Annotated in this window: 24 protein-coding genes and 1 pseudogene; 9 read left to right on the top strand and 16 right to left on the bottom strand. The window is 67.3% G+C overall.

What is annotated here, in order from left to right:
- The first annotated feature begins 99 nt into the window (after nucleotides 1–99).
- Entirely contained in the window at nucleotides 100–1119 is a 1020-nt protein-coding gene (locus MJ797_RS04845; protein ID WP_239332233.1) for an expansin EXLX1 family cellulose-binding protein, read from the top strand.
- Nucleotides 1120–1188: 69 nt separating this feature from the next.
- On the opposite strand, the gene MJ797_RS04850 is transcribed toward MJ797_RS04845, so the two are convergent.
- Both MJ797_RS04850 and MJ797_RS04855 read right to left on the bottom strand, forming a co-directional pair.
- Nucleotides 1189–1836: a phosphoribosyltransferase gene (locus MJ797_RS04850; protein WP_239332235.1), complete on the bottom strand. Its 648-nt coding sequence runs from the start codon at nucleotides 1834–1836 to the stop codon at nucleotides 1189–1191.
- Nucleotides 1836–2576, bottom strand: a complete 741-nt coding sequence (locus MJ797_RS04855) for a DUF1918 domain-containing protein (protein WP_239332237.1) — start codon at nucleotides 2574–2576, stop codon at nucleotides 1836–1838. Before MJ797_RS04855 ends, MJ797_RS04850 begins: the two co-directional genes overlap by 1 nt.
- A 456-nt stretch (nucleotides 2577–3032) precedes the next feature.
- On the opposite strand from MJ797_RS04855, the gene MJ797_RS04860 reads away from it, so the two are divergent.
- From MJ797_RS04860 to MJ797_RS04870, 3 genes are all read left to right on the top strand, one after another.
- Nucleotides 3033–3275, top strand: a complete 243-nt coding sequence (locus MJ797_RS04860) for a hypothetical protein (protein WP_239332239.1) — start codon at nucleotides 3033–3035, stop codon at nucleotides 3273–3275.
- Nucleotides 3276–3384: 109 nt separating this feature from the next.
- Nucleotides 3385–3807 (top strand): DUF2795 domain-containing protein, encoded by a 423-nt coding sequence (locus tag MJ797_RS04865; RefSeq protein ID WP_239332241.1) that lies wholly within the window; start codon nucleotides 3385–3387, stop codon nucleotides 3805–3807.
- A 162-nt stretch (nucleotides 3808–3969) separates the two neighbouring features.
- Complete coding sequence (locus MJ797_RS04870) at nucleotides 3970–4902, top strand: dihydroorotate dehydrogenase (RefSeq protein ID WP_239332243.1); 933 nt, start codon at nucleotides 3970–3972, stop codon at nucleotides 4900–4902.
- An 85-nt stretch (nucleotides 4903–4987) separates the two neighbouring features.
- On the opposite strand, the gene MJ797_RS04875 is transcribed toward MJ797_RS04870, so the two are convergent.
- The 14 genes and pseudogenes from MJ797_RS04875 to MJ797_RS26940 all read right to left on the bottom strand — a co-directional run.
- Nucleotides 4988–6163, bottom strand: coding sequence for a mandelate racemase/muconate lactonizing enzyme family protein (locus MJ797_RS04875; protein WP_239332245.1), 1176 nt, complete (start codon nucleotides 6161–6163; stop codon nucleotides 4988–4990).
- A 119-nt stretch (nucleotides 6164–6282) separates the two neighbouring features.
- Nucleotides 6283–7014, bottom strand: a complete 732-nt coding sequence (locus MJ797_RS04880) for a PIG-L deacetylase family protein (RefSeq protein ID WP_239332247.1) — start codon at nucleotides 7012–7014, stop codon at nucleotides 6283–6285.
- 1 nt (nucleotide 7015) lies between these two features.
- Nucleotides 7016–7876, bottom strand: coding sequence for an SDR family NAD(P)-dependent oxidoreductase (locus tag MJ797_RS04885; RefSeq protein ID WP_239332249.1), 861 nt, complete (start codon nucleotides 7874–7876; stop codon nucleotides 7016–7018).
- Nucleotides 7877–7889: 13 nt separating this feature from the next.
- Nucleotides 7890–8840 (bottom strand): dihydrodipicolinate synthase family protein, encoded by a 951-nt coding sequence (locus tag MJ797_RS04890; protein ID WP_239332251.1) that lies wholly within the window; start codon nucleotides 8838–8840, stop codon nucleotides 7890–7892.
- A 256-nt stretch (nucleotides 8841–9096) separates the two neighbouring features.
- Nucleotides 9097–9981: an amidohydrolase family protein gene (locus tag MJ797_RS04895; RefSeq protein ID WP_239332253.1), complete on the bottom strand. Its 885-nt coding sequence runs from the start codon at nucleotides 9979–9981 to the stop codon at nucleotides 9097–9099.
- Nucleotides 9978–10736 (bottom strand): IclR family transcriptional regulator, encoded by a 759-nt coding sequence (locus MJ797_RS04900; RefSeq protein WP_239332255.1) that lies wholly within the window; start codon nucleotides 10734–10736, stop codon nucleotides 9978–9980. The genes MJ797_RS04895 and MJ797_RS04900 overlap by 4 nt, the downstream gene beginning before the upstream one ends.
- The gene (locus tag MJ797_RS04905) at nucleotides 10733–11743 is read right to left on the bottom strand and encodes an ABC transporter ATP-binding protein (protein ID WP_239332257.1); all 1011 of its coding nucleotides are present in this window, start codon (nucleotides 11741–11743) and stop codon (nucleotides 10733–10735) included. Before MJ797_RS04905 ends, MJ797_RS04900 begins: the two co-directional genes overlap by 4 nt.
- On the bottom strand, nucleotides 11743–12717 hold the full coding sequence (locus tag MJ797_RS04910) for an ABC transporter ATP-binding protein (protein ID WP_239332259.1): 975 nt from the start codon (nucleotides 12715–12717) through the stop codon (nucleotides 11743–11745). Before MJ797_RS04910 ends, MJ797_RS04905 begins: the two co-directional genes overlap by 1 nt.
- Nucleotides 12714–13574 (bottom strand): ABC transporter permease, encoded by an 861-nt coding sequence (locus tag MJ797_RS04915; RefSeq protein ID WP_239332261.1) that lies wholly within the window; start codon nucleotides 13572–13574, stop codon nucleotides 12714–12716. Before MJ797_RS04915 ends, MJ797_RS04910 begins: the two co-directional genes overlap by 4 nt.
- A complete protein-coding gene (locus MJ797_RS04920) occupies nucleotides 13567–14526 on the bottom strand; it encodes an ABC transporter permease (protein ID WP_239332263.1) in 960 nt (319 codons plus the stop codon). Before MJ797_RS04920 ends, MJ797_RS04915 begins: the two co-directional genes overlap by 8 nt.
- A 269-nt stretch (nucleotides 14527–14795) precedes the next feature.
- Nucleotides 14796–16355, bottom strand: a complete 1560-nt coding sequence (locus MJ797_RS04925; protein ID WP_239332265.1) for an ABC transporter substrate-binding protein — start codon at nucleotides 16353–16355, stop codon at nucleotides 14796–14798.
- Nucleotides 16356–17364: 1009 nt separating this feature from the next.
- Nucleotides 17365–17940 (bottom strand): hypothetical protein, encoded by a 576-nt coding sequence (locus tag MJ797_RS04930; protein ID WP_239332267.1) that lies wholly within the window; start codon nucleotides 17938–17940, stop codon nucleotides 17365–17367.
- 178 nt (nucleotides 17941–18118) lie between these two features.
- A complete protein-coding gene (locus MJ797_RS26935) occupies nucleotides 18119–18529 on the bottom strand; it encodes a transposase (protein WP_255738368.1) in 411 nt (136 codons plus the stop codon).
- A pseudogene (locus MJ797_RS26940) lies at nucleotides 18460–19095 on the bottom strand (transposase); the annotation flags it as partial. The gene MJ797_RS26935 and the pseudogene MJ797_RS26940, both read right to left, overlap by 70 nt.
- On the opposite strand from MJ797_RS26940, the gene MJ797_RS26945 reads away from it, so the two are divergent.
- From MJ797_RS26945 to MJ797_RS04960, 5 genes are all read left to right on the top strand, one after another.
- Nucleotides 19052–19186 carry a hypothetical protein gene (locus MJ797_RS26945; protein ID WP_255720523.1) on the top strand — a complete coding sequence of 45 codons (135 nt, stop codon included), beginning with the start codon at nucleotides 19052–19054 and terminating at the stop codon, nucleotides 19184–19186. The pseudogene MJ797_RS26940 and the gene MJ797_RS26945 overlap by 44 nt on opposite strands.
- On the top strand, nucleotides 19183–19455 hold the full coding sequence (locus MJ797_RS04945) for a type II toxin-antitoxin system RelE/ParE family toxin (protein ID WP_239332269.1): 273 nt from the start codon (nucleotides 19183–19185) through the stop codon (nucleotides 19453–19455). The genes MJ797_RS26945 and MJ797_RS04945 overlap by 4 nt, the downstream gene beginning before the upstream one ends.
- Nucleotides 19456–19576: 121 nt before the next feature.
- Nucleotides 19577–19984 carry a YccF domain-containing protein gene (locus tag MJ797_RS04950; RefSeq protein ID WP_239332271.1) on the top strand — a complete coding sequence of 136 codons (408 nt, stop codon included), beginning with the start codon at nucleotides 19577–19579 and terminating at the stop codon, nucleotides 19982–19984.
- Between the two features lie 296 nt (nucleotides 19985–20280).
- Nucleotides 20281–21078, top strand: a complete 798-nt coding sequence (locus MJ797_RS04955) for a hypothetical protein (protein WP_239332273.1) — start codon at nucleotides 20281–20283, stop codon at nucleotides 21076–21078.
- Entirely contained in the window at nucleotides 21024–21668 is a 645-nt protein-coding gene (locus tag MJ797_RS04960) for a hypothetical protein (protein WP_239332275.1), read from the top strand. The genes MJ797_RS04955 and MJ797_RS04960 overlap by 55 nt, the downstream gene beginning before the upstream one ends.
- Nucleotides 21669–21814 lie beyond the last annotated feature (146 nt).

Here is a 21814-nt window from a genome sequence, read left to right on the forward strand (position 1 = left end):
TATGGACTGGCCTGAATCCACCCAGCTAAGGTTCGTAGCGCTGGGTGGGGATCGCAGCGGCGGGGCGTCATCATTCCCGTCCTTGGCCACGGAGGGGTCTTGACCCAGTCACCACCTGCCGGTACGTCCACATCACGCCACCGCCGGCCGACACACGCGCTACCGGTACAGCTGCACTGGTATTCCGTCGTTGCCGTGCTCGCCGGCACCGCGGCTGTGCTCAGCATCATCACCAGCTGCCAGCCGACCGAGCTCACAGGCCAGCCGCTTCCGAGCGCCGCGGCGTCCGTGACAGCGCCGGGGGCACCAGGCGATGTAGAGCCCGCCCGCCCAGGCACGCCGCCGGTCTCGTCATCCTCGACCGCACCGGCGACCGCTCCCGCCCAGCTGTCACCGACAGCCTCGACCTACGCCACCAGCCCGGCCCCGAGGCCATCGGTGGTGGCGGCTGCCACCCGGCCGGCAGCGCAGCCCGTGGAGCAGACCACGACGACGGTGGCACCCGGCCGGATCAGGCCGGGAGTGACCTACACCGGCTACGGCACGTTCTACTCGCTCAGCGGCGCGGGGAACTGCCTCTACGAGGACGCGGGCACGGACGCGTCCCACTCATACGCGGCGCTCAACGACGCCGACTACGAAAACGCCCGGATGTGCGGCGGCTATATCCAGGCCACCGGCCCCCGTGGCACCGTCGTCGTGAAAATCGTCGACCGGTGCCCCGAGTGCAAGCCGGGGGACATCGACTTCAGCCCGGAGGCGTTCGCCACGATCGCCGATCCGGTGGCCGGCAGGGTCCCGATCTCGTGGCGGCTGATCAGCCCAGCGAACATCGGCAGCATACAGTACCGGATCAAGGAAGGGTCGTCCCCTTACTGGCTGGCCATCCAACCGCGCAACCACCGCAACCCGGTGGTCTCGCTCGAGATCAGCGTCAACGGGAGCTGGCAGGCGCTGCCGCGGGAACAGTACAACTACTTCCTCGCGCCGAACGGTCTGGGCGCGGGCCCGTTCAGCATCCGCGTGACCGATATCTACGGCCAGCAGATCATCAACTCCGGGATCACGCTCAGCCCGACGGTGGTGCAGGCCACGTCGACGCAGTTCGCCCAGCACTGACGGCGAGCTGCGGTGTGGGGGAAGGCGTGGGCCAACGTCCTCATGCCGCTGGCGGGCTCGGCGGACGGGCTACGTCACAGCCAGGCCGAGCAGCTCGCGGACCTCGTCGTCCGTTGTCTGGGCAAAGTCCGCGTAATACTGGCCGACCGCAAAGAAGGTCGACGGCGTGCTGAGGCAGACGACTCCGTCCGCGACGAGCCGTATCTGCTGGCAGGCACGCTCAGAGGCCACCGGCACAGCCACGATCACCCGCGCCGGCCGGCGTCGGCGAACCGCGTCGACCGCGGCGCGCATCGTGGCTCCGGTGGCCATCCCGTCATCGACCAGCAGGATGACGCGACCGGTGAGGTCGATGGGAGCCCGGCCGTCGCGGTAGACGTGTTCCCGACGGGCGAGCTCACGGCGCTCGGCATCCGCCACCTGCTCGATCATCTCCTCGCCGATGCCGAGGCCTCTGATCACCTGGTCGTTGCGGACCAACGTCCCACCGGTGGCCAGCGCTCCCATCGCGAGCTCGGTGTGCCCGGGCGCGCCGAGCTTGCGGACGAGAAAGACGTCCATGGGCGCCCGCAACCGCTGGGCGACCTCGAAGGCGACCGGCACGCCCCCCCGGGGCAGGGCGAGGACTACGGCATCCCCCCGATCGGCGTGGCCAGCCAAGGAGTCAGCCAGGGCTCGCCCCGCCGATCGCCGGTCGACAAACAGCTCCGCCACCATCACCTCCGGCCATCACCGTTACCGCTACCGGCCTGACCGCCGCTGCTGCTGGCCTCCTCGGCGCGCGGACGCACCTCGGCGTCGGGACCGGGGTAGGTGAAGGTGACGTGCTCCGAGTCGGACCAGCTGACCAGGAACGGCGGGTCACCGGATGGGGACCGCACTTCGATGATCTCACCGAAGCGGTCCGGCCTGCCCAGCGTCCGCCCGTGGATGACCAAGGTGTCGCCCGGGTGCGCCCGGATCAGCCGCCGAGACCTGGTGATGCCGCCGTCACCGGCAGGAACGGCTTGGCCCATCCCCGCGACCGGGGTTCTGCGATGCCGGGCTATGACCTCCTGGGCAAGCGGTCGAATCAGATCCTCGATCCGCCGAGCATCCCGGATGAGCAGATCGTCAACGGACAGAATACCGATGATCTGATTACCGTCGAGGACGGGGAGCCGACGCAGCGCATGCTCCCGGAACACCTCATAGGCACGCGCGAGCTCCACGCCGACGGACAGGCTGAGGACGTCGGTGGTCATGAGTTGGCCGACGGAAGTCTCCACGGGAACGTCACGAGCAAGACCACGCAGCACGATGTCACGATCGGTGACAATTCCAACCAAATGATCATTATCGGTAACGAGAAGCACACCCACCCCGTGGCGGTCCATCTCCTGCGCCGCTTCCCGAATCGTTCTGGTCCGCTCCACCGTTACCGCCGGTGCGCTGACAACGCTGAGTACGTCCGTCATCGACGCTCACCTCCCCGGCCTGGACCTCACGGCCCGCGCCCCGAACGTCACACCTCGAGACCGCCGACGACCAGTCCGCCATGTTGTGGGTGACATATGCCTGCAATACGGGTGCATCCTGTGCCGTTGACCGATGGCATCCGGGCCCGGCTCAGACTCCCCTGGACGAGAAAAACCATGATCATAAAATGCCGGCCTCGTCCCGTCCTTCTGGGCATCCCCGTCCGCGATGCTCGGCACACCCCTACCGACGGTCTTTTCAGGCGCCTCGGTTGCTCCTCCTGCGCTACGAGTACTCCTCCGGCGCTACGAGCGACCGGCAACGGGGGACGCGGCATCGGCGGGATTTCGACCGCTACGGGTTGGACGATTCGGAGTGCCGTGCCGGTGGAAGGTGGCAGGAGTCAACCGACCCACGCGACCGGCCTCCGGTCGCCTCGGCAAGGAGGACGCATCGTGACCACGATCGTGACACCCGGCGGTGGGCCGGCTCGGGGTGCGGCCGGGCCTGGCATTCCGGAGCCCGTTCCCGGACCCGACATTCCCGGCCCCGGGCCGGCACCCGACACGCCGGGGCACGGGCCAGGGCCCGACATCCCCGATCCCCTGCCAGGACCTGATCTGCCACCACCCGTGCCCGGCCCCGCCCGGTCCGGCCGTGGCCACGGCCACGGCCACGGCCACGGCCAGCAACATTGATCAGTATCCGGACGGTTCAGCGCGTGCGGCGAAGCCGGGCGGACCAGAACCGGCCGGCCGGTCGACCGGTCAGCGTGGACCGGTCGGCGGCGACGACGAGGAGTTGATGATGCCTATGCAGCGTGGCAGCACCAAACACGGCCCGGTCAAGGATGACAGCCTTGCCCACGAGGTGGACGGGATCGTCCGCGCGGGCAGGGACACGCGCACCGAGGAATGGCGCTCCGCCGAACCGCCAGGCGAGGATCAGCCCCAGGTGGCGATCATACCGGAGACGTCCGGTGCCGATCAGGGCGCGGCAGCGAACACGGCCGCGGCCGCGCAGGCCCGAACCGACCTTGCCCGCTGGTTCGATCGGCACGACTTCCCCGCTCGGGCGGCTCAGCTCGCGCACGGCCTGCGCGGCCGCAACGCCCCGGAGCAGCTCGTCGAGCTGCTCCGGGCCTTGCCCAAGCGACAGCAGTACAACTCGGTTGGTGATCTCTGGCGAGCGCTGCACGGCGGCGAGGACATCGAAACCGTACGGTTCTGACCCCGGCCGCTCGAAGGCCGGCCCACTGCGCCCGCCCGCTGCACAGGCACAGACACTCGCCGTGCACCCGTGCACCGAAACGCAAAGCAGCGTTCTCACTACCGTAAACACCCGACAGTGGGCGGTCGGGCAGGCGTGCGGCGGGCGCGGGAGACTGGTGGCATGGCCACGCTCTGCGGGATCGAGCTTGAACATCCGCTCATGAACGCCGCGGGCACCTGCAAGAGCCTCGACGAGGTCGGCACGCTGGCCCGATCCGCTGTGGCCGCGGTCGTCGTCGGCTCCATCACCGAACAGGCCCGTGCCGGTAACGGCGGCAACGTTTACCACACCGGGGATTTCTTCTCGCTCAACGCGCTGGGTCTGCCGAATCCGGGGCTTGAATACTACCGTGAGCGGCTGCCGGACATGCTTGCGGTCACGCACAGCGCCGGTAAACCGCTCATCGTGAGCATCGCGGGATTCAACGCCGCGGAATACGCCCGCACGGCGCATGCGGTGGCATTGGCCGGCGCCGACCTCATCGAACTCAATCTGGCCTGTCCGAACGTGTGGGATGGCGGCCGGCAGAAACGTATCGCCTGCTTCGACAACGATCAGACCAGGGCTGTCTGCGGCCAGGTCGCCCATGCGCTCGCCACCGTTGGCGACACCATCCCGGCCAACCGTCGACCGCCGGTCTTCGGCATCAAGATCTCCCCATTCTCGGACCCGGCCGGGCTGGCCGAGCTGGCCGGGCTCATCACGGTGCTGTCCCGCGAGCCATCCGGGCCGCGGTTCGTCTGCGCTGTCAACACTTTCCCCAACGCCCTCGCCCTGACCGACGCGAATGAGCCGGTGATCGATGTCGAGCTGGCCGGGCTCAGCGGCGCCGCTCTCAGGCCCGTGGCGCTGGGCCAGATACGGCAGCTGCGGCGCCTGTTACCCGAGACGGTCGAGCTCATCGGAGCGGGCGGGGTGACCGATGGACGCGGCATCGTCGACTTCCTGCATGCCGGCGCGGCCGCGGTGCAGGCCGCCACCGCATACTGGAACCGCCAGGGCGACGCCGGTGTCTTCGGCGACATTCTCGCCGACTATGCCGACCAGCTGTAACGGTCTAAACCACTACCTGACGCGACCGGATGAACTCCTGGTCGACCGCCATCCCAAGGCCGATACCGTCGGGAATCGCGACGGTCTAAACCACTACCTGACGCGACCGGATGAACTCCTGGTCGACCGCCATCCCAAGGCCGATACCGTCGGGAATCGCGACTGTGCCGTCAGCGGCGAGACTGAGCCGGCTGGTGACCACCCCCCGGCTCAGCGCGCTCTGGGCGACATTGAACTCGACCCAATGCGCATCGTGCAGCGTGGCGAGATACGCAAGGCTGTAGGCGTGTAGCAGGTCGGTGAGCCAGGAATGCGTGACGATCTCCCGGCCCGCCCGCTCCGCCTCTGCCGCGACCGCCTTCGCGACGGTGAGCCCGCCGCATCGGGACAGGTCCGGTTGCAGCACGTCGATGCCGCCTTCGTGGATGAGCCGACGGAAGTCCCAGACGGTGGCCTGCTGCTCGCCCGCGGCGAACCGCAGGGTGGGGAACTCCAGCTTGGCCTGGTGGTAGTCGGCCGGGCATTCAGGATGGACGAAGTCCTCCACCCAGTAAGGCAGCACGTCGGCCACAATCTCCAGCATCGCCCGGGTCTGTGCGTACGTCCGGACCCGGGGCCGGCCCCCGTCATGGACGTACCAGCCCGGATCCACCATCAGTGCGCGCTCTGGTCCCAGGGCCTCGCGGATCGCGGCCAGGTTCTCCCGGTCCAGGCCCGGGTCGATACCGAAACCGCCCCAACCGAACTTGACCGCCCGGAATCCCATCCGCACGTACCCGGCGGCCGCCGCCTGGTTCTCGTCGGGAGTGGCCCGGAACAGCGTCGAGGCATACGCCGGCAGACGGTCCCGGCGGCGCCCGCCGAGTACCTCCGACAACGGAACGCCAGCGGCCTGTGCGCGAATGGACCACAAGCAGTTGTCCACCGCCGATATGCAATGCATGACGACACCACGGCGACCGTAGTAGGCGGTGGCGAGATACAGATCCGTCCAGATCCCCTCGATATCCAGTGGGTCCTTTCCGACTGTTTCTTCGGCGATACCGCGGAATCCGAGCGCGCCCATGCCAGGGCCGGACAGCACTCGTGCCGCGACCGGCCCAAGTGTTTCGACGTCGGACCATCCCTCCAGCCCGGCATCGGTGCGGACGCGAACCAGCAACAACCAGTCACCCTGGTCGACTGCTTCCGCGGCACCGGGCCGCGGACCGTATGACTCATCGCCGCGCAACAACACCGGTGACACCTCGGTGATCCTCATCCGTTCCCGCCTCCTGTTCCGGTTCTCAGAGCGTGTTTGAGACCGGGCTTTCGATCAGTGAGCCGGAATGACGGTCTCAAACGCGCTCTCAGTCGGCCGGGCCCTGAGTGGCCACAGCCTCAGACCTGGTCGGGGATGGCGCTGGGCAGGTCGGACGGCCAGGGAATCCGCCGCTCCGCGAGGCAGGCACGGAACGCCTCCGCATGGGCCACCATCAGCCGCGCGCCCTGGCGGCGGTCCTCGTCAGCGATCTCGTCGGCGTAGTCGCGGCCGCGCAGCCGGCGCATGACGTCCATCTGGCTGCGATGCCGCCGGATCAGCTCGGCCTTCACCGTGACGTGCGCCGGCGTGAGCTGGACAAAGTGCGTCGCCTCGAATCCGTAGCCGTCCCCGGGGTACACGTGGAAGATCCGGGGCACCCGTTCGAGTGGGGGCGAGGCCGGTTCGAAGGACGACAGGCTGGTGAACAGAGCGGCATCGATCACCGCGCGGGCGGTGACCACATGGTCACTGTTGTAGTCCGACGTCCAGTGGGTGAAGACGAGTTCGGCTCGCTGTTCACGGAGCGTCCTGATGAGATCCCGGCGCAGCGCGGCATCGTCATAGAGGAAACCGTCCTCCCGACCGAGGCAGCGGTAGTCGGCCGCGAAGCTCGCCGCGACCGAGCGCATCTCCGCATCCCGCACGGAGGCGGCCAAGCCCCGGTCGGCGGACGGGTCAAAGGCGAGCCCTTTGTCACCCTGGGTCACACAGACGAAGGAGATTTCATGCCCCGCCTCCCGGAACCGCTGCAGAGTTCCCAGACAGCGCATCTCGTCGTCCTGATGGGCGAAAACACAGACGATTCTCACCTCAGTTCAGCTCGCCTGGAGGGCCGTATTCGATGCGATCGTGGTTGTGCCGCGCCGCCGACGGCCGAGATCCCGGAGCCGCGGACGGGAATTCCTCACCGCTGGCGCCGACCTGGTTCCCGGGGCCGAATCGGGTGAGATCGGCGAGCGAGACCGCCAAGGCGCCATCCACCGTCAGGAAGGCTCCGGACACGTACGCCGCGCGCGGCGACGACAGGAACTCGACCGCGGCGGCAACGTCGTCGGGGGTGCCCATCCGGCCGAACGGTAAACGGCCGGCGACCTGGTCGAGAAATGCGTCGCCGTACAGGCCGGCCTCGCCTCGGGTCCGGATCCAGCCGGGCACGACGGCGTTGACCCGGATGCCGTGCGGCGCCCACTCGTGCGCAAGCGTCCTGATCACCTGGGCAAGGGCGGCGTGCGCGGCGTTGTAGCCCAGGCACCGCGGGAACGGCAGGGACGCGTGCAAGGATCCGATAGCGGTCAACGCCGCTCCGGCTTTCAGGCAACCGGCGGCGAGAAGTTCTCCGAACAGGGCGAAGGCGGCTACCGGGCCCACTGCGAGGCTGCGCTCCAGGCTCTGCACCGGGAGGGCGGCCGCCGCGCGGTGCTCTTCGTACGCGAGCGCGTGCACGGCTGCGGTGACCGTCCCCAACGAAGTGGCGGCTGCGGCGGTCTCCCTGCCGAAGGCCGGGCCGCCGGCATCCGCGCGCAGCACTCTGGCGTCGCCTCCCCCAGAAATGATCAGATCGGCAACGGCGCTGGCTCGTGTCTCGTCCCGATCGACGCAGAGCACGACGTCACGGCCGCGCGCCAGGTGCTGGGCGCAGGCAGCGCCGATGTCCCCACCGGCGCCGGTCACGACAGCCACCTGTCTAGGCATCGTCAACGGTCTCCCGGAGCAGGTCGACCAGCCTGTCGATCTCCTGGCGCATCGGCTCGTCGATCATGTCGCTGACCGGCCCCCGCATGGCGGCTGACCCGAACACCCCTTGCCGCACCAGCAGGTGCTTCTCGACCGCGACGAAACTGTCGAGGTTGCTCTGCAATGACACGATCAGAGCGAGCGGTCCGGCGATCCGGTACGCGCGCGGGAAGTCGCCGTCGCACAGGGCTCGCCACAGCGCGGCCAACGCCCAGACAAGATCCCCGGCCGGCATTGTCCCAACCACGCCGCGGCGGAAGCTGTCGATCAGGTAGAGACCACCCGTTCCCTCGAAGACCCGGGCCCGCCCACCGGTCGCGTCAAGCAACCGGCTGAGCCGGGGACCAATCGGCGGCGCCTCGGGTTTGAACATCGCCCGGTCCCCGAGCTCCCTGTGCAGCCGCGCCTGCACGTTGATCGACAATGGCGCCCCGACGTAACCGCTGGCGTCCTGGACGATCAGCGGCACCGTCACGGCCTCGGCGATCGCGGTGAAGTAGCGCACCAGTTGCTCGTCACTCGCCCGGGAGAGCCCCGGCGGGGTCGCCATCACCGCGTCCGCGCCGACGTCCTGCGCATGCTTGGCATGCCGGACGGCCATCGCCGTGGACTCAGCGCCCACGCTCACCACCGCGACCCCATGCCGACGGGCAAACGTGCAGGTCAACGCGGCCATCTCGTCGCGTTCCTCGGACGACAGCCGGAGCACCTCGGAGACCATGGCGAAGACAACGCCGTCGGCTCCGTTGGCGAACAGCCAGTCGAACTGGGACTCCATCGTCCGCCTGTCGATACGGCCGTCGTCATCGAAGGGAGTCTGGAACACCGCCAGCACACCGGCGATGTCGCGGCTGTCCGCCGCTGGCTTCCGCACCGCCGTGGCCTGGTCCGCAAGAGTCACCTGGCCATTGCCTTTCGGTAGAGCCGCTGATTCTGATGGCACATGTCTCCCCAGTATCAATAATCAATATGATCGATACGGTGTCGACGTCGGTTTGGATGCATAGTTGCCAAAATTTCGGCCGCTCGGGAATGAGCTGGCTCAGCACATGCCGAGGGCCTGGGCAACAGCGCCTGGGCACCATCGTCGCCACCCGCACCCGATCGACTCGACCGGCCTGCTGTGCTCACCACCCGCTTCGCGGGCATGGCCGTCTTCATGTGCTCGGAGGTCGCTGGGAACTCCGCGGAGGCTGTGGCCGCAGGCCAAGCAGCGCGACCGCGTCCCGGGCACAGATGTGATCGATATCGCTCGCGGTGACGTTCGCGATGCCAAGACTACGGCAGAGGGCGGCGGCTCGGTGCAGGCCGGTGATGGTCCGTTCAACGGTGGAGAAGGGATAGTCACTGCCGAACAGGACACGGTCGAAGACCTGGTACTCCGACGCGGTCGCGAGCGCCTGAGCCAACTGCCACGGCCGGGTGTCCATCGCGGACACGTCGACGTAGAAGTGCTCATGACGACGGACCACGCTCAGCGCCTCGGCCGTCCACGGGTGACCGAAATGCGCGATCCACATCCGCAGCGCAGGGAACCGACGCGCGGGGAGGTCGAGCTGGAGGGGACGGGCGAACTCCGCGATCGCGGCTCGGGTGAACGTGGTGCCCTGGTGCCAGACGACGGGAATGCCGTAGTGATCGGCGACCTCCAGCAGATCAAGGCAGGCCCGGTCATGAGGATGGAAGTGCTGGTAGGTCGGGCCGAGCTTAAGGCCATACAGGCCAAGATCCTCGACTGCATGCCGCAGCCGGGCAGCCGCGTCGGGCCGGGTGGGGTTGACGCTGGCGAACCCGATGAGGTTCGGCTCGTCGGCGACGGCCTTCGCCACGTACTCGTTGGGCACGACCGTCCCGACCGGCTCGGCATCGAAAGCGAGCACCACCGAAGCCGTCGCGGCAGCCGCCGCGGCGGCATGTCCGGCCGGTGTCACGTCCCAGTGGGTTCGTCCCCAGACCCGTATCTCGTCGTCGGCGAGTGGCCCGCCGACATGTGTGCCGAGTTCGCCCAGATGCGTGTGAACGTCCACGGTCACCAACGTCACGACGCTTCCCCCTCCGCGCTCACGTTGCGCGCCACCGCCTTCAGGGCGTCGACGATGTCGTCCAACCGGTCGTTCATCCGCGCGGTGGGACCACTGACGCTGAGCGCGAAGCGGTATCGCCCCCGGTCGTCGCGGATCGGGACGCCGACACACTTCATCCCGATCTCGGCCTCCTCGTTGTCGAGCGCGTACCCACGGCGACGGATGTCGGCAAGATCAGCGAGCACGTCCGCGGGGTCGGTGCGGGTCAGGGCCGTGTGCCGTTCCGGCGGCCGGGTACGCAGGAGTTCCCGCACCTCGTCGTCGGGGAGATGGGCGAGGATGGACTTTCCCAGGCTGGAGACGAACCAGTCGTCACGGTCACCCACGGTCGCCCCGCGCCGGATCGACCGGCGGCCCTCGAGGGCCTCAATGATCACAACTTCGCCCGTCTGGTTCACCGCCAGGTTGATCGTCTCGTCGAACCGGGCGAGCAGTTCACGCATGTACGGGAGCACACGGCCGCGCAACGGCCGGGCACGTCGCGCGGCATGCCCAATAGTGATCATGCGGACGCCAAGGGAGTAGCAGCGGGACACCTCGTCCCGCTCGAGCCATCCGTGGTCGACGAGCTGCCGCAGATAGCGGGTTGTCGTGGACGGCTCGAGGCCGCACGCGGCGGCGACCTCCGAGAGGCTCTGGCTGGGCGCGGCCAGGAAGGACTCGACAATCCCGATCAACCGGTCGCTCAGCCTCGTGGGCGCGGTCACGGTCATCCCATCACTCCCGGGTAGTGGCACGAGACGTGCACCGGTGTTGTGTCGAGCAGGCATAGGGGCGGATCCTCCGAGGCACACCGGGGGCGTCCCGCGCCGACATCGCATCGTGGCAGGAAACGGCAGCCCAGGGTCGGGGGCTCGGATCGGGCGTATTCGTCGGGACGCGTCCTGCTTACCCGGGAGCGCGCTGTCACCGGATCAGCGGCCAGGACGGCATCGAGCAGGAGGCGAGTATAAGGGTGCCGCGGCGCGGCGAACAGATCCTCGCGACGAGCCATCTCCACGATCCGTCCCCGGTACATCACCCCCACCTCCTGAGCCATGTACCGCACCACCGCGAGGTCGTGCGAGATGAACAGATAGGTCAGCCCGAGGTCCCGTTGTAACCCGGTGAGCAGGTTGAGGATCTGTGCACGTACCGAAACGTCCAGCGCCGACACGGCTTCGTCCAGCACGATGAAGTCGGGACGCGGCGCCAGCGCCCGAGCTATCGCGACGCGCTGGGCCTGACCGCCCGAAAGTTCGCCGGGCCGGCGGTCAGCGATGCCTCTGGGGAGCTGGACAAGGTGGAGCAGTTCCCGCACCCGGGCCCCGCGCTCGCCCCGGGTGCCTATGCGATGGGCCACCAGCGGTGCGGCGATGATGTCGGCGACCGACGCGCGCCGGTTGAGGGAAGCGTGTGGGTCCTGGAAGACGGCCTGCACCCGGGACCGCAGCCGGCGCATCCTCGCCGCGGACAGGCCCGCGATGTCCTGCCCGTCGAAACGGACCGTGCCGCTGTCGGCCGTTGTCAACCGCAGCACGCAGCGGCCGACCGTCGATTTTCCCGACCCGGACTCGCCGACAAGCCCGAAAGTCTCGCCGCGCCGCACCGACAGCGACACACCGTCCACGGCGGGCAGCCGGCCGCCATGCCGTGATGGATAGGTCTTGACCAGATTCCGCACCTCGAGCAGCCGCGGGGGCAGCCGCGCCGACGGCCCCGCCGGCACGCGTAACAGCATCACCGGTCTGCCTCGTCCGCTGACGGTGCCCGGACGCAGCGCACCTGCCGGCCGGCGGCCGCCCGCAACGCGACCGGCTCCGCGCACAGGTCGATCGATATCGGGCAACGCGGCTGAAACGCGCAGCCAGCACCGGTTCCCGCCGGCAGTGGCGGTTGGCCGGATATGGTCCGGATTGGCGCGGTGAGATCGACCGTGAGATCGACGGTCGCCGACATCAGCGCCGCGCTGTAGGGGTGGGCCGGGTGTGCGTAGAGGTCCACGGTGGGTGCGGACTCCACGATCTGACCGGCGTACATAACCGCGATATCGTCGCAGAACCCGGCGGCGACACCTAAATCATGAGTGATCAGAACCGCTGCCAGGCCACGCTCACGGCAGATCCGGTCGATCAGTGCGAGCACTCTCACCTGAGTCGTCACGTCCAGCGCACTGGTCGGCTCGTCGCACAGCAGCACGTCGGGCCGGCTGGCCAGCGCCATCGCGATCATTGCGCGTTGCCGCATCCCGCCCGAGAACTCATGTGGGTAAGCGGCCAGGCGTTGCCGCGGGGCTGGTATCCCGACCTCACCGAGCAGGTCAGCCGCGCGTTCCAGCGCACTCGGGCGGCGGACATCCTCGTGTAGTCGGATCGACTCGACGATCTGTGCCCCGATTGTCATCAGTGGGTTCAGCGCCGCCGCCGGATCCTGATAGATCATCGAGATCCGGCGGCCACGGATGCGGTCAAGCTCACGCCGACGGAGCACGAGCAGATCGATGCCATCCAGCCGGACCCGCCCGCCGGTGACCCGGACCGGGCCGCGGTGCAAGCCCATCACAGCCAGCGCGGTCAACGTCTTGCCCGAGCCGGACTCGCCGACGATACCGAGCCGCTGACCGGCGGACAGCGCGAAGCTGATGCCCCGCACGACCGCGGTGGCGCCGACAGCGACCCACAGATCGTCGACGTCGAGGATGGCGGGTGCCGTCATCGACGCCCACCAGTGAGTCGCTCGGCACCGGCGAGCCGGTCCGCGGCCAGGTTGAGACACAGCACGGTGGCGAGGATGAGGATGGCGGGCGCCGCCGCATAACTTGGGTCATTATAAAGAAACCCGTATCCCTGTTGCAGCAGCACCCCCCAGGACATCTGTGGCGGCTGGACGCCCAGTCCGACGAAGCTCAGGCTGGCCTCCAGGATCATCGCGCTGGCGGCATTGATCGCGGCCTGGCTGGCCAGGTCGGGCAGGATGTTGGGGAGCACCTCACGCAGCAGCAGGCGACCCCGGCTGGCTCCGTACGCGACGGCGGCGGCGTAGTAGTCGAGGGTCATCTCGCGGACGATGGCGGCTCGCGCCATCCGCGCGGTGCTGGGCGCGAGCAGCAGCCCGGTCAGCACGATCAGGGATACCAGCGACGCCCCGAACGCCGCGACACACACCAGCGCGAACAGGATCTGTGGGATCGCCATGGTGATGTCAGCGCCGCGCATCAACAGCTCGTCGGGAAGGCCTCGGGCACCGCTGGCGAGCACGCCCCACAGCGTGCCGGCCAGGAACGCCACGGCAACGCTACCACCGGCGACGGACAGCGACAGTTCACCGCCGTAGAGGAGCCGGCTGAGTTTGTCCCGCCCCAGCTCGTCGGTGCCGAGCCAATGGCGCGCGCTCATCGTCCCGAAGGCGTTCGCCGGGTCGAGGCCGGTCGGATCCTGCCTGCTGAGCAGGGGGACCAGGAGGCACATCCCGACGATCGCCAGCAGGACGAGCACACTCGCTGGCGGCGGGCTGATCCGGACGCGCCGACCGCGGCGCACCCGGCTGTGCCCCGCGGCGGCAGGCTCAGACACGGTGCCCCCGGGTTCTCGGATCCAGCGACCACACCAGCAGGTCAATCACCATCGATACCAGGATGAACAAAACGCTGATCAGCAAAACGACCGACTGGAGCACCGAGTAGTCACGCTGGAACGCCGATTCCACCGACAACGACCCGAGGCCAGCGAAACCGAACACGTACTCAACAATGACACTTCCACCGAGGGTGTACCCGACGATGAGCCCCAACATGGTGAGGCTCGGCAGCGCGGCGTTGCGCAGCGCATGACGGAGGACCACGGTCCGGGCCGGTGCGCCCTTGCCCGCCGCCGTCCGGGCGAACTGTGACGCCAGCGCCGAGATGAGTTCCGTACGCAGGTAGCGCACCAGGAGCGGGGCGGCCACCAGACACAGCGCGAGCGCCGGCATGACCATATCGCGCACGTTCTGCCCCGGGTTCTGGAGCAGCGGCACATAGCCGCGCGCGGGCAGCCATTTCAGCGTCACACTGAACAGCAGGATAAGCAGGATTCCGGCCACGAACGGGGGAAACGCCATACCGGCCGACGCCGCCGCCGTGACGCATCGGTCCACCCAGCCGCCGGGCCGGGTAGCCGCCGCGATCGCGGCCGGAACCGCGGCCGCGACCGCGAGAGTCATGGCGAGAAAAGTCAGTTCCAGTGTGGGCCCGAGCCGGGCGGCGATGAGGGAGCTGACTGTGCGCTGACTGACATATGATCTACCAAAATCCCCGTGGGCTATCCCGGCGACCCAGCTGAGGTACTGATCGACAACGGGACGGTCGAGACCGGCCTCCGCACGCAGCCTGTCGATCGTTGCCTGATCTGTCCCCCGCGCGGCACCCAGCCGAGCGATCACAGGATCGCCCGGCAACGCCCGCAGAACGGCGAAGATAAGGATCGACGAGCCGGCTATCATAACCAGGCTGATCGACACCCGCTTGACGATATACGGCACGGTCATCCTTTCTTTCTCGTCATCCCCACCGGCTCCCGGGATCCACAACAGGCTCTTTGCATCCTGGGCTCAGAGCGTGTTTGAGATCGGGGTTTCGATCAGTGAGCCGGAATGACGGTCTCAAACGCGCTCTCAGCTGGCAAGCCGTATCCAGATGGTTCCCGGCAGGACGGGAAGCCGGACCGATAGCGGATGAGTTATATCGGTCTGGCCGACGGCAGAACCAGGGGCCGACTGGGCACTGATCACCCGGGCAGAAGGTTCACATCGGGTTTCTAGCTTCTGAACCCGGCATCCTCGAGATGCGGGTTGCCGCCGCTGTCGACCCACAGCCCGACCACGGAGCGCTTGGTCGCGGTCAGGGTCCCGAACTGCAGCGGAACGAAGATCGGCACCTGCTCGTTGACCAGTTCCTGCACCCGCTGCCAGGCCTGCTGTCGCTGGGCCGGGTCGACAGTGGCCAGCGCGTTACCGTAAAGCGTGTCGAACACGGCGCTGTTCCAGTTGCACTCACAGCGCCCGGTCAACAGAAACGAGAGCTCTTCAGCAGGATCCGCGGGATAGGACTGGAAATTCGGAATAATCTTCCCGGGAAAAGATTTTCCAGCCGGGTAGAAAATTCCGGGCCAGGAGGCTATATCGGTATCCGTGATCCGCAGCTTAATATCAATCTTGGCAAGACTGGCCTGCAGGATTTGTGCGCTGGTGCTCCACTCGGGATACTGGTTGGCCACCCCCCACCAGACGAGGGTGCTGCCCGGAGTGACACCGGCCGCGGTGAACAGTGCTTTGGCCTTGTCCAGGTCGTATGTGTAGTCGGTGAGGCGGCCGCCGTAGCTGGCCTGATTACTCGGCAACGGATCGTTTGTGGTGGAGATGATGCCCTGATTGAAATACGCGGCCTTGAGAATCGCGCGTTGGTCGGTCGCGTAGGCCAGCGCCTGCCGGGCCTGCACGTTGTCGAAGGGCGCTTTGGTGGTGTCCACCTCCCAGCTCACATACTGGCCTATGACGGCGGGTTTCACCACGGTGAGCCCCGAACTGTTCTCGACGGTCGTCACCTGCGAAAGCGGCACCGACCAGAGCGCGTCGAGGTCGCCGGCCTTCAGCGCGGTGACCGCGGCGGCCGAGTCGGCGGCCTTGACGAACTCGATGCGGTCCAGCTTGGGAGCGGGGCCGAAATAGCTCGGATTCCGCTCCAGGGTCAAGTGATCATCGGCGGAGAATTTTCTGACCCGGAACGGCCCGGTGACGGCCGGGCTCTCCGCCATGCTGGCCAGCGAGTTCGTGTCAACAATCTTCACCATCTGGATCGACGCCGGGAACAGGGCGTTCGGAGTCCTGAGCGTGAAGACGACCGTGTTCGCCTCGTCCGCCCGCACGCTGACAATCGGCGCCACGTTGTTCTTGAGCTGGGTAACCGTATCGGGGTTCTGGTAGTACTTGATCGTCGAGACGACGTCATCCGGGGTGAGCACCTTCCCGTTGGAGAACCTGACGTCCGGCCGTAACTGGAAGGTCCAGGTCTTCAGATCCGCGGAGGACGACCACGAGGTGGCCAGGTCGGGCTGCAGCTTCCCATCACTCCCAGTCTTGACCAAACCATCCCATAACAGGCTGAACAGCACCTGCTCCCAGGCGTTGCCCTTGGTCACCGGATTGAGCGTCTTGATGCCCTGGGCCGCGCCGATGGTCAATGCGCCACCAGCCTTCACGGCATCGGTCGGGCCGGGCCGCTCGGGGCCTCCCGCACTTCCACCACATGCCGTCAGAATTCCAGCACAGAAAGTCGCCGCGGCCGTCACGGCCGCCAGCCCGATTTTTCTCACGATCACAATCTCTCTCCCCGTCTCACTCTGATCATGATGGGACGCCGCCGCTCCAGGCCGGCAGGCGCGACTTAGAGCGACCGGCAATAGGGGACGCGGCGTCGCGTGGCTGGGGTGCGCACCTCGCTGTGTTGTCGTCGGTCACCACCCAACACCAGGGCGCCTTCCTCCTCCGCCTTGCCGGATCGGGCGCGGATGAGCCGCTCACTGATCGAACGCCCTATCCTCGGGCGCTCTTACGGCATGTTTCGGCATCACCCCCCTGCCCATCGCCACGCGATGCACGCACCCCAGCCCCGCCCCTGTTGCCGGTCGCTCTTACTCGAAGGCAGTGCACCCCCAAAGGCAGTGCACCCCCAAAGGCGCTGCATCAAGAATTTTCACTCAATGAAAATATATTGCGTATAATGCAACCAGCGGCTCGAGCGCCTGTCAATATCTCTCTCGGTTCGCCTGGAGCAACCGGCAACAGGGGGTGCGGCATCACGGGGGCGATGCACGCCCAGCCGGCCCCGGGCTCCGTTGTCGACTGAGCCAGGACAATTCACCCAATATCGGTAAAATAGTCTAGGAATGACCAGCAGTGGGAGGCGTGGCATCGCGGGGTGGGGCACGCCCCTGTCACCGGACGCTCCAGAAGTTCGCCGCTGATACCTCTGGGAGATAACTGTTTTCATCAGATGAAAACGTGCCAGCAGCGAGGAGGCGACCAGCCGCGGCATCCGCCGGCCTGAGGACACCACGGCGCCGCCCGGCCCGTGAAAGCCGGGCACCCAACTCGGTGGGCGGGCTCGGGCTGATGTTGGCGGGCCGCTGCCGTGGGCCGGACCACTATTGTGACGATCAAAATTCTGGCCGCGAGACAATGCTCGGGCACCCGCCGCTACCAGTCATACGGAGGTGGCGTTCTCCCCGGACGGCCGCGCCAGGCGAGCCGTCGAACGACGAATCGGCGACCGCTGGTCATGATTGCTTGCCCCAGCAGCCGCCGACAGCCGTTCGGTACCTCCGAGGATCAGGCTCCCGGGACGGTCACATTTTTCTCGTCAAACCCGAAACCGTTGCTTGTGGCGCTTCGCTGCAGACTGGCGAAGCTGTTCTCGCTGGCGTCGATATCAGCCTCAGTGGCAGTACCGCTCTTCAGCTTGTCGGTCAGGTTCGAAAAACTGTCACTGATCGACTGAACAGCATTACAGAGCGATGGGTTCGCTTCCGCGAAGCCTTTGGCGACCTTCAGCTCGTGCACCGTGAAGACGCCCGCCACCGCGGCTTTGACGAAGGTGCGTTTCCGCTGGTCGGCCCCGGCCTTGAAGCCGCCGTTCTTCAGCGGCTTGTAGATGTACCGGTGGAAGGCGCCGAGGCCAAGGCCCGCGTGCAGCGCGAAACGGGTCTTGGCGAAAGCACGCGTGTTACCAGCCGTCGGGCAGGGCGCGTTGTCCTCCGGATCGCTGTCGTCGGTCGCGCTGGTAGTCGCCGCGCTTCCCGAGGAAGATCGAACCTTGCTCGTGCCGGTACCGCAGCCACCGACAAGAACCAGAGCCAATAGCGCGGCCATCAGGACCACACCGCGCCGGACGTTCCGCGAGGCCATTGTGCCTCTCCCCTTCCCCTGCCGGACGACCTCGCCACCATCAGGCGTCCGGGAACAGCGAATCTCCCAACCGCCATCGAGGTCCTACGACGGACACCGTATTACCCGTCGGCCCACTCGTAAAAATTCACCTAGTTTAAAGATCTTGCTGTAGGTGACGGGATCGGTGGAGTGCCTGTCAGGTGGGGACGACGGCGGCCGGTGGCATCCAGGGAGTGCCGCGGAACGCGAGCCGGAGAGCGTGCAGCGCGGACACACCGTGCTTGCGGGCGGTGGAGACGTAACTCGCGATCTGGAGGCGGCAGGCGGTCGCGGCCTGGGAGGTGAGCCATCCGCTGATCTTCTGCTGGGTCTTGAACGGCCGAAGATCACGCTTCGACTGGTTGTTCGTCGGCCACACGTCAAGATCGACGACGAAGCGGAGCACGTCGTCCTGCCGGTCGCGCAGGCACTCGAGCAGGCAGCGTCCGACCGGCTGTTTCCTGCCCCGTTCGGCCGGGGGATCGCGACCTGCCCATCGCGGATCTTCACGACGATCGCGTCGATGAACACGACCGCGTAGACGGCGTCCAAAGGTCGGGCGTCCCAGGCCTCTATACCCTCGGTCGCCTTGTCGGTGATGTTCGAGATCGTCTACCGGGAGAGGTCGGTGCCGTAGATCTCGGCGAGATGCGCCTAGACCTCGCCGGCCGTCAGTCCCTTCGCGACCAGGGAGACCACGAGGTCGGCGACCCCGTCCAAGCGCCGTTGCCGCTTCGCAACGATCCTCGGGGCGACGCTGGCGTCCCGGTCGCGCGGCACGTCGACCTGGAGCAGTCCGATCTCGGTGACCACGGTCTTCGTCCGGGTGCCGTTACGGGAATCCCCACCGTCACGCCCGGCCGGGTCGTGGGCCTCGTAGCCAAGATGCGCCGTCCTCTCGGCCTCGAGCGCGGTCTCGAGGACCATCTTCGTCAGTTTCCCGAACATCCCGCCCGGCCCGCTCAGCGACACGCCGTCGGCCTTCGCCTGCACGACCAGGCGCCGCGCGAGTTCCTCGTCGAGCACCGCAGCAGCGCCCTGAGCGCCGGCGGCTGCCGGTTCGCCCGCGATCGTCTCCGCAATTCTGTACATGACAATGCTCCCCCTCGCCGACAGCGAACTCATGCAGGCCATCCAGGAAGGGCTCGCCCACCTCCATACCGGTGACGTCCTCAACGGGGAGGAACTGACCGACTACCTTCGACGCTTCGGCCGCAGCCAGTGACGGAAAACCGTTACCAGCTGCGGATCGCCCGAGCCGCCGTACACGCCCTCGCCGAGGTACTACCCGAAAAGGTCGCCGCCGCTGCCCACGAGTTCGTCACCGGACCTCTGCTCGGCCCCCCGCCGGGTTGGCAACCCCCTCGACCGCCGCTCACGCCACTGTGGTCGGCGCGGCGGGGACCGTACCGGGTCATCTACCTTGTTGATGACGCCAACCGCGTCGTCGAAGTCACCGCGATCCGCCACCGCAGGGACGCTTACCACATCTGATTTCGAATCACAGGCAATCGTATGTGTCACCCGCAGGATTCTTCGCAACAGGGCCATCCTACGCGGCGAGGCACCCCTGGTGGGATTGTTCATACGAGGGTACTGCGGGAAGGTTGACCGTATGCGTGTGATACTGAACCTGATCTGGCTCGTGTTGTGTGGGTTCTGGATGGCACTGGGCTACATCCTCGCCGCACTGATCTGCTTCATTCTGATTTTCACCATTCCGTTCGGGGTTGCCTCGCTGCGCATCGCCAACTTCACACTGTGGCCGTTCGGCCGCCGAGTGGTCGATCGCCGCGATGCGGGAGTGCCGTCACTGATCGGAAACGTGCTGTGGATCGTGTTCGCAGGCTGGTGGCTGATGCTCGGCCACCTGGCGACCGGCCTGCTGCTGTGCCTCACGATCATTGGTATCCCGCTGGGGATCGCGAACTTCAAGCTGATCCCGGTCTCGCTACTGCCGCTGGGGCGAAAGATCGTTAATGTTGACGACCCCTACGGCGCCGACCGTTTCGTCTTTCGCTGAGGGACAGGCTGAGGGACAGGTCGCCGCGCTGCCAGCGGTGCTGGGCATGCCGCTGATATCGGGTGTCGCATGAGCCGGATATGGTTCTCCCCACGGTGACCCAATGATCGCTGTCGGATGCTCGGATGCTCGGTCGGGCATCGGGGTGCGGTGCGCTAGCCGGACCTTCCTAGCTAATTCGATCTTGTATGTCTGTTGGGCTGCTCGGCACCCCCTACCGCCCGCCTGACCTGCGGCGATGGAGTCAACCCCATCGGTATGTTGGCCCTCGTTGTGTATGACCTAAAGGTGGAAAGGTGGCCAGTCTCTACCCCAAGAAGATCAACGGGAAGGCGTACTACTCCCTGCGGGAGATGGCCCGCGTCGACGGCAAGCCGAAAATGGTCAGCGAGCGTTACCTGGGCTCGGCCGAGGACATCGCCGCGGCCGTGGCCGCCCGGGAGGCAGCTTCCCTGCCGGAGCGTACCCGCCACCTCGCTTTCGGCGACGTGGCCGCGGTGTGGGGTGTGCTGGCCCGCCTCGGCGTCGCCGACGTCGTCGACGAGGTCACTCGGGCGCGGCGGGCGGACGCCGGGGCCAGCGTGGGTACTTACCTGGCGCTGGCCGCGCTCAACCGGGTCGTCGCGCCGTGCTCGAAGTCCGCCTTCGCCGACTGGTGGGCCACCACCGCCGCCGACCGGTTCACGAAGATCGAAAATCGGGTGCTCGACCACCGACGCTTCTGGAACGCCATGCAGGCGGTCGCCCGGGCCGAGCTGGCGGAGATCGAACGCAGGCTCGCCCTGCGGGCGGCCGAGATTTTCGAGCTCGACGTCTCCGCGGTGGCCCTGGACATGACCAACTTCGCGACCTACATCGACAGCACCAACGCGGAAGCCCCGCTGGCCCAGCGGGAAAGGCGAAGCAGAAGCGCTACGACCTGCGCATCGTGGGCCTGGGCCTGGTGGTCACCCGCGACGGCGGGATCCCGCTGGTCTCCCACACCTACCCCGGCAACAAGCCCGACGTCACCCAGTTCACCACGCTACTCGACGAACTCGTGGCCCGGCACGCCGCCCTCGCCGCCGCCTGCGGCACTCCCACCGCCGAGGTGACGGTGGTCTTCGACGCGGGCCAGAACTCCACCGACAACGTCGCCCACCTAGCCGGCCTGGCGGCCTCCGGCCTGCACTTCGTCGGCTCGGTCCCGCCGTCGGACTGCGCGGACCTGCTCGCCCTGCCCACCAAGAAACGCAACGTCGTCGACGCGGCCCGTTTCGGTGGGCTGACCGCCCTCGACACCCGCCGGAAGGTTTACAGCCCCGAGGCCGGCGGGCCACGGAGACCCGCCGCCGACGCCGATGGCGCCGGCGTCCTCCGGGTCAGCCGTGGGCGTTCGACGGTGTCAGACTGCCCGTTTGCCGACTGTTCCACGGTCGGCCCTGGGCCCTCGAAAGTGTCAGGCTGCTCCGATGCCGGCCGGCTCTGGCGTCGTGGTGTCGAATGCGGCCTTGGTGTCGCTGCGCAGCTGCGCGACAAGGGCTCGTGCAGTGCCCGCGCCGACGTGCAGGCGTTTGCGGAGGTTCTCGGCGGAGATCGGGCGGTGATGAAGCTGCCAATGGAGAACGTCCTCGGCGCGTGCGCGGTGGAGCAGGTCCTGCTCCCGTGCGCGCGGTCCGTCTCGGCGAGATGCCGCCTCGTCTGATGGCGCTTCGGCCGGCCGAACCTGCGGCGCCGGTGGCCTGTCAGCTGCGATCGATTCAGAGGCGTCGTCCGCAGACTGAGCGGCCAGCGTAAATGTGCTGGCCGTGGAGGTCTGCATGGCCTGGAGCAAGCTCGGCCCGACCTCGG

Source organism: Protofrankia sp. CiP3, assembly GCF_917627345.1.
Lineage (GTDB): Bacteria > Actinomycetota > Actinomycetes > Frankiales > Frankiaceae > Protofrankia.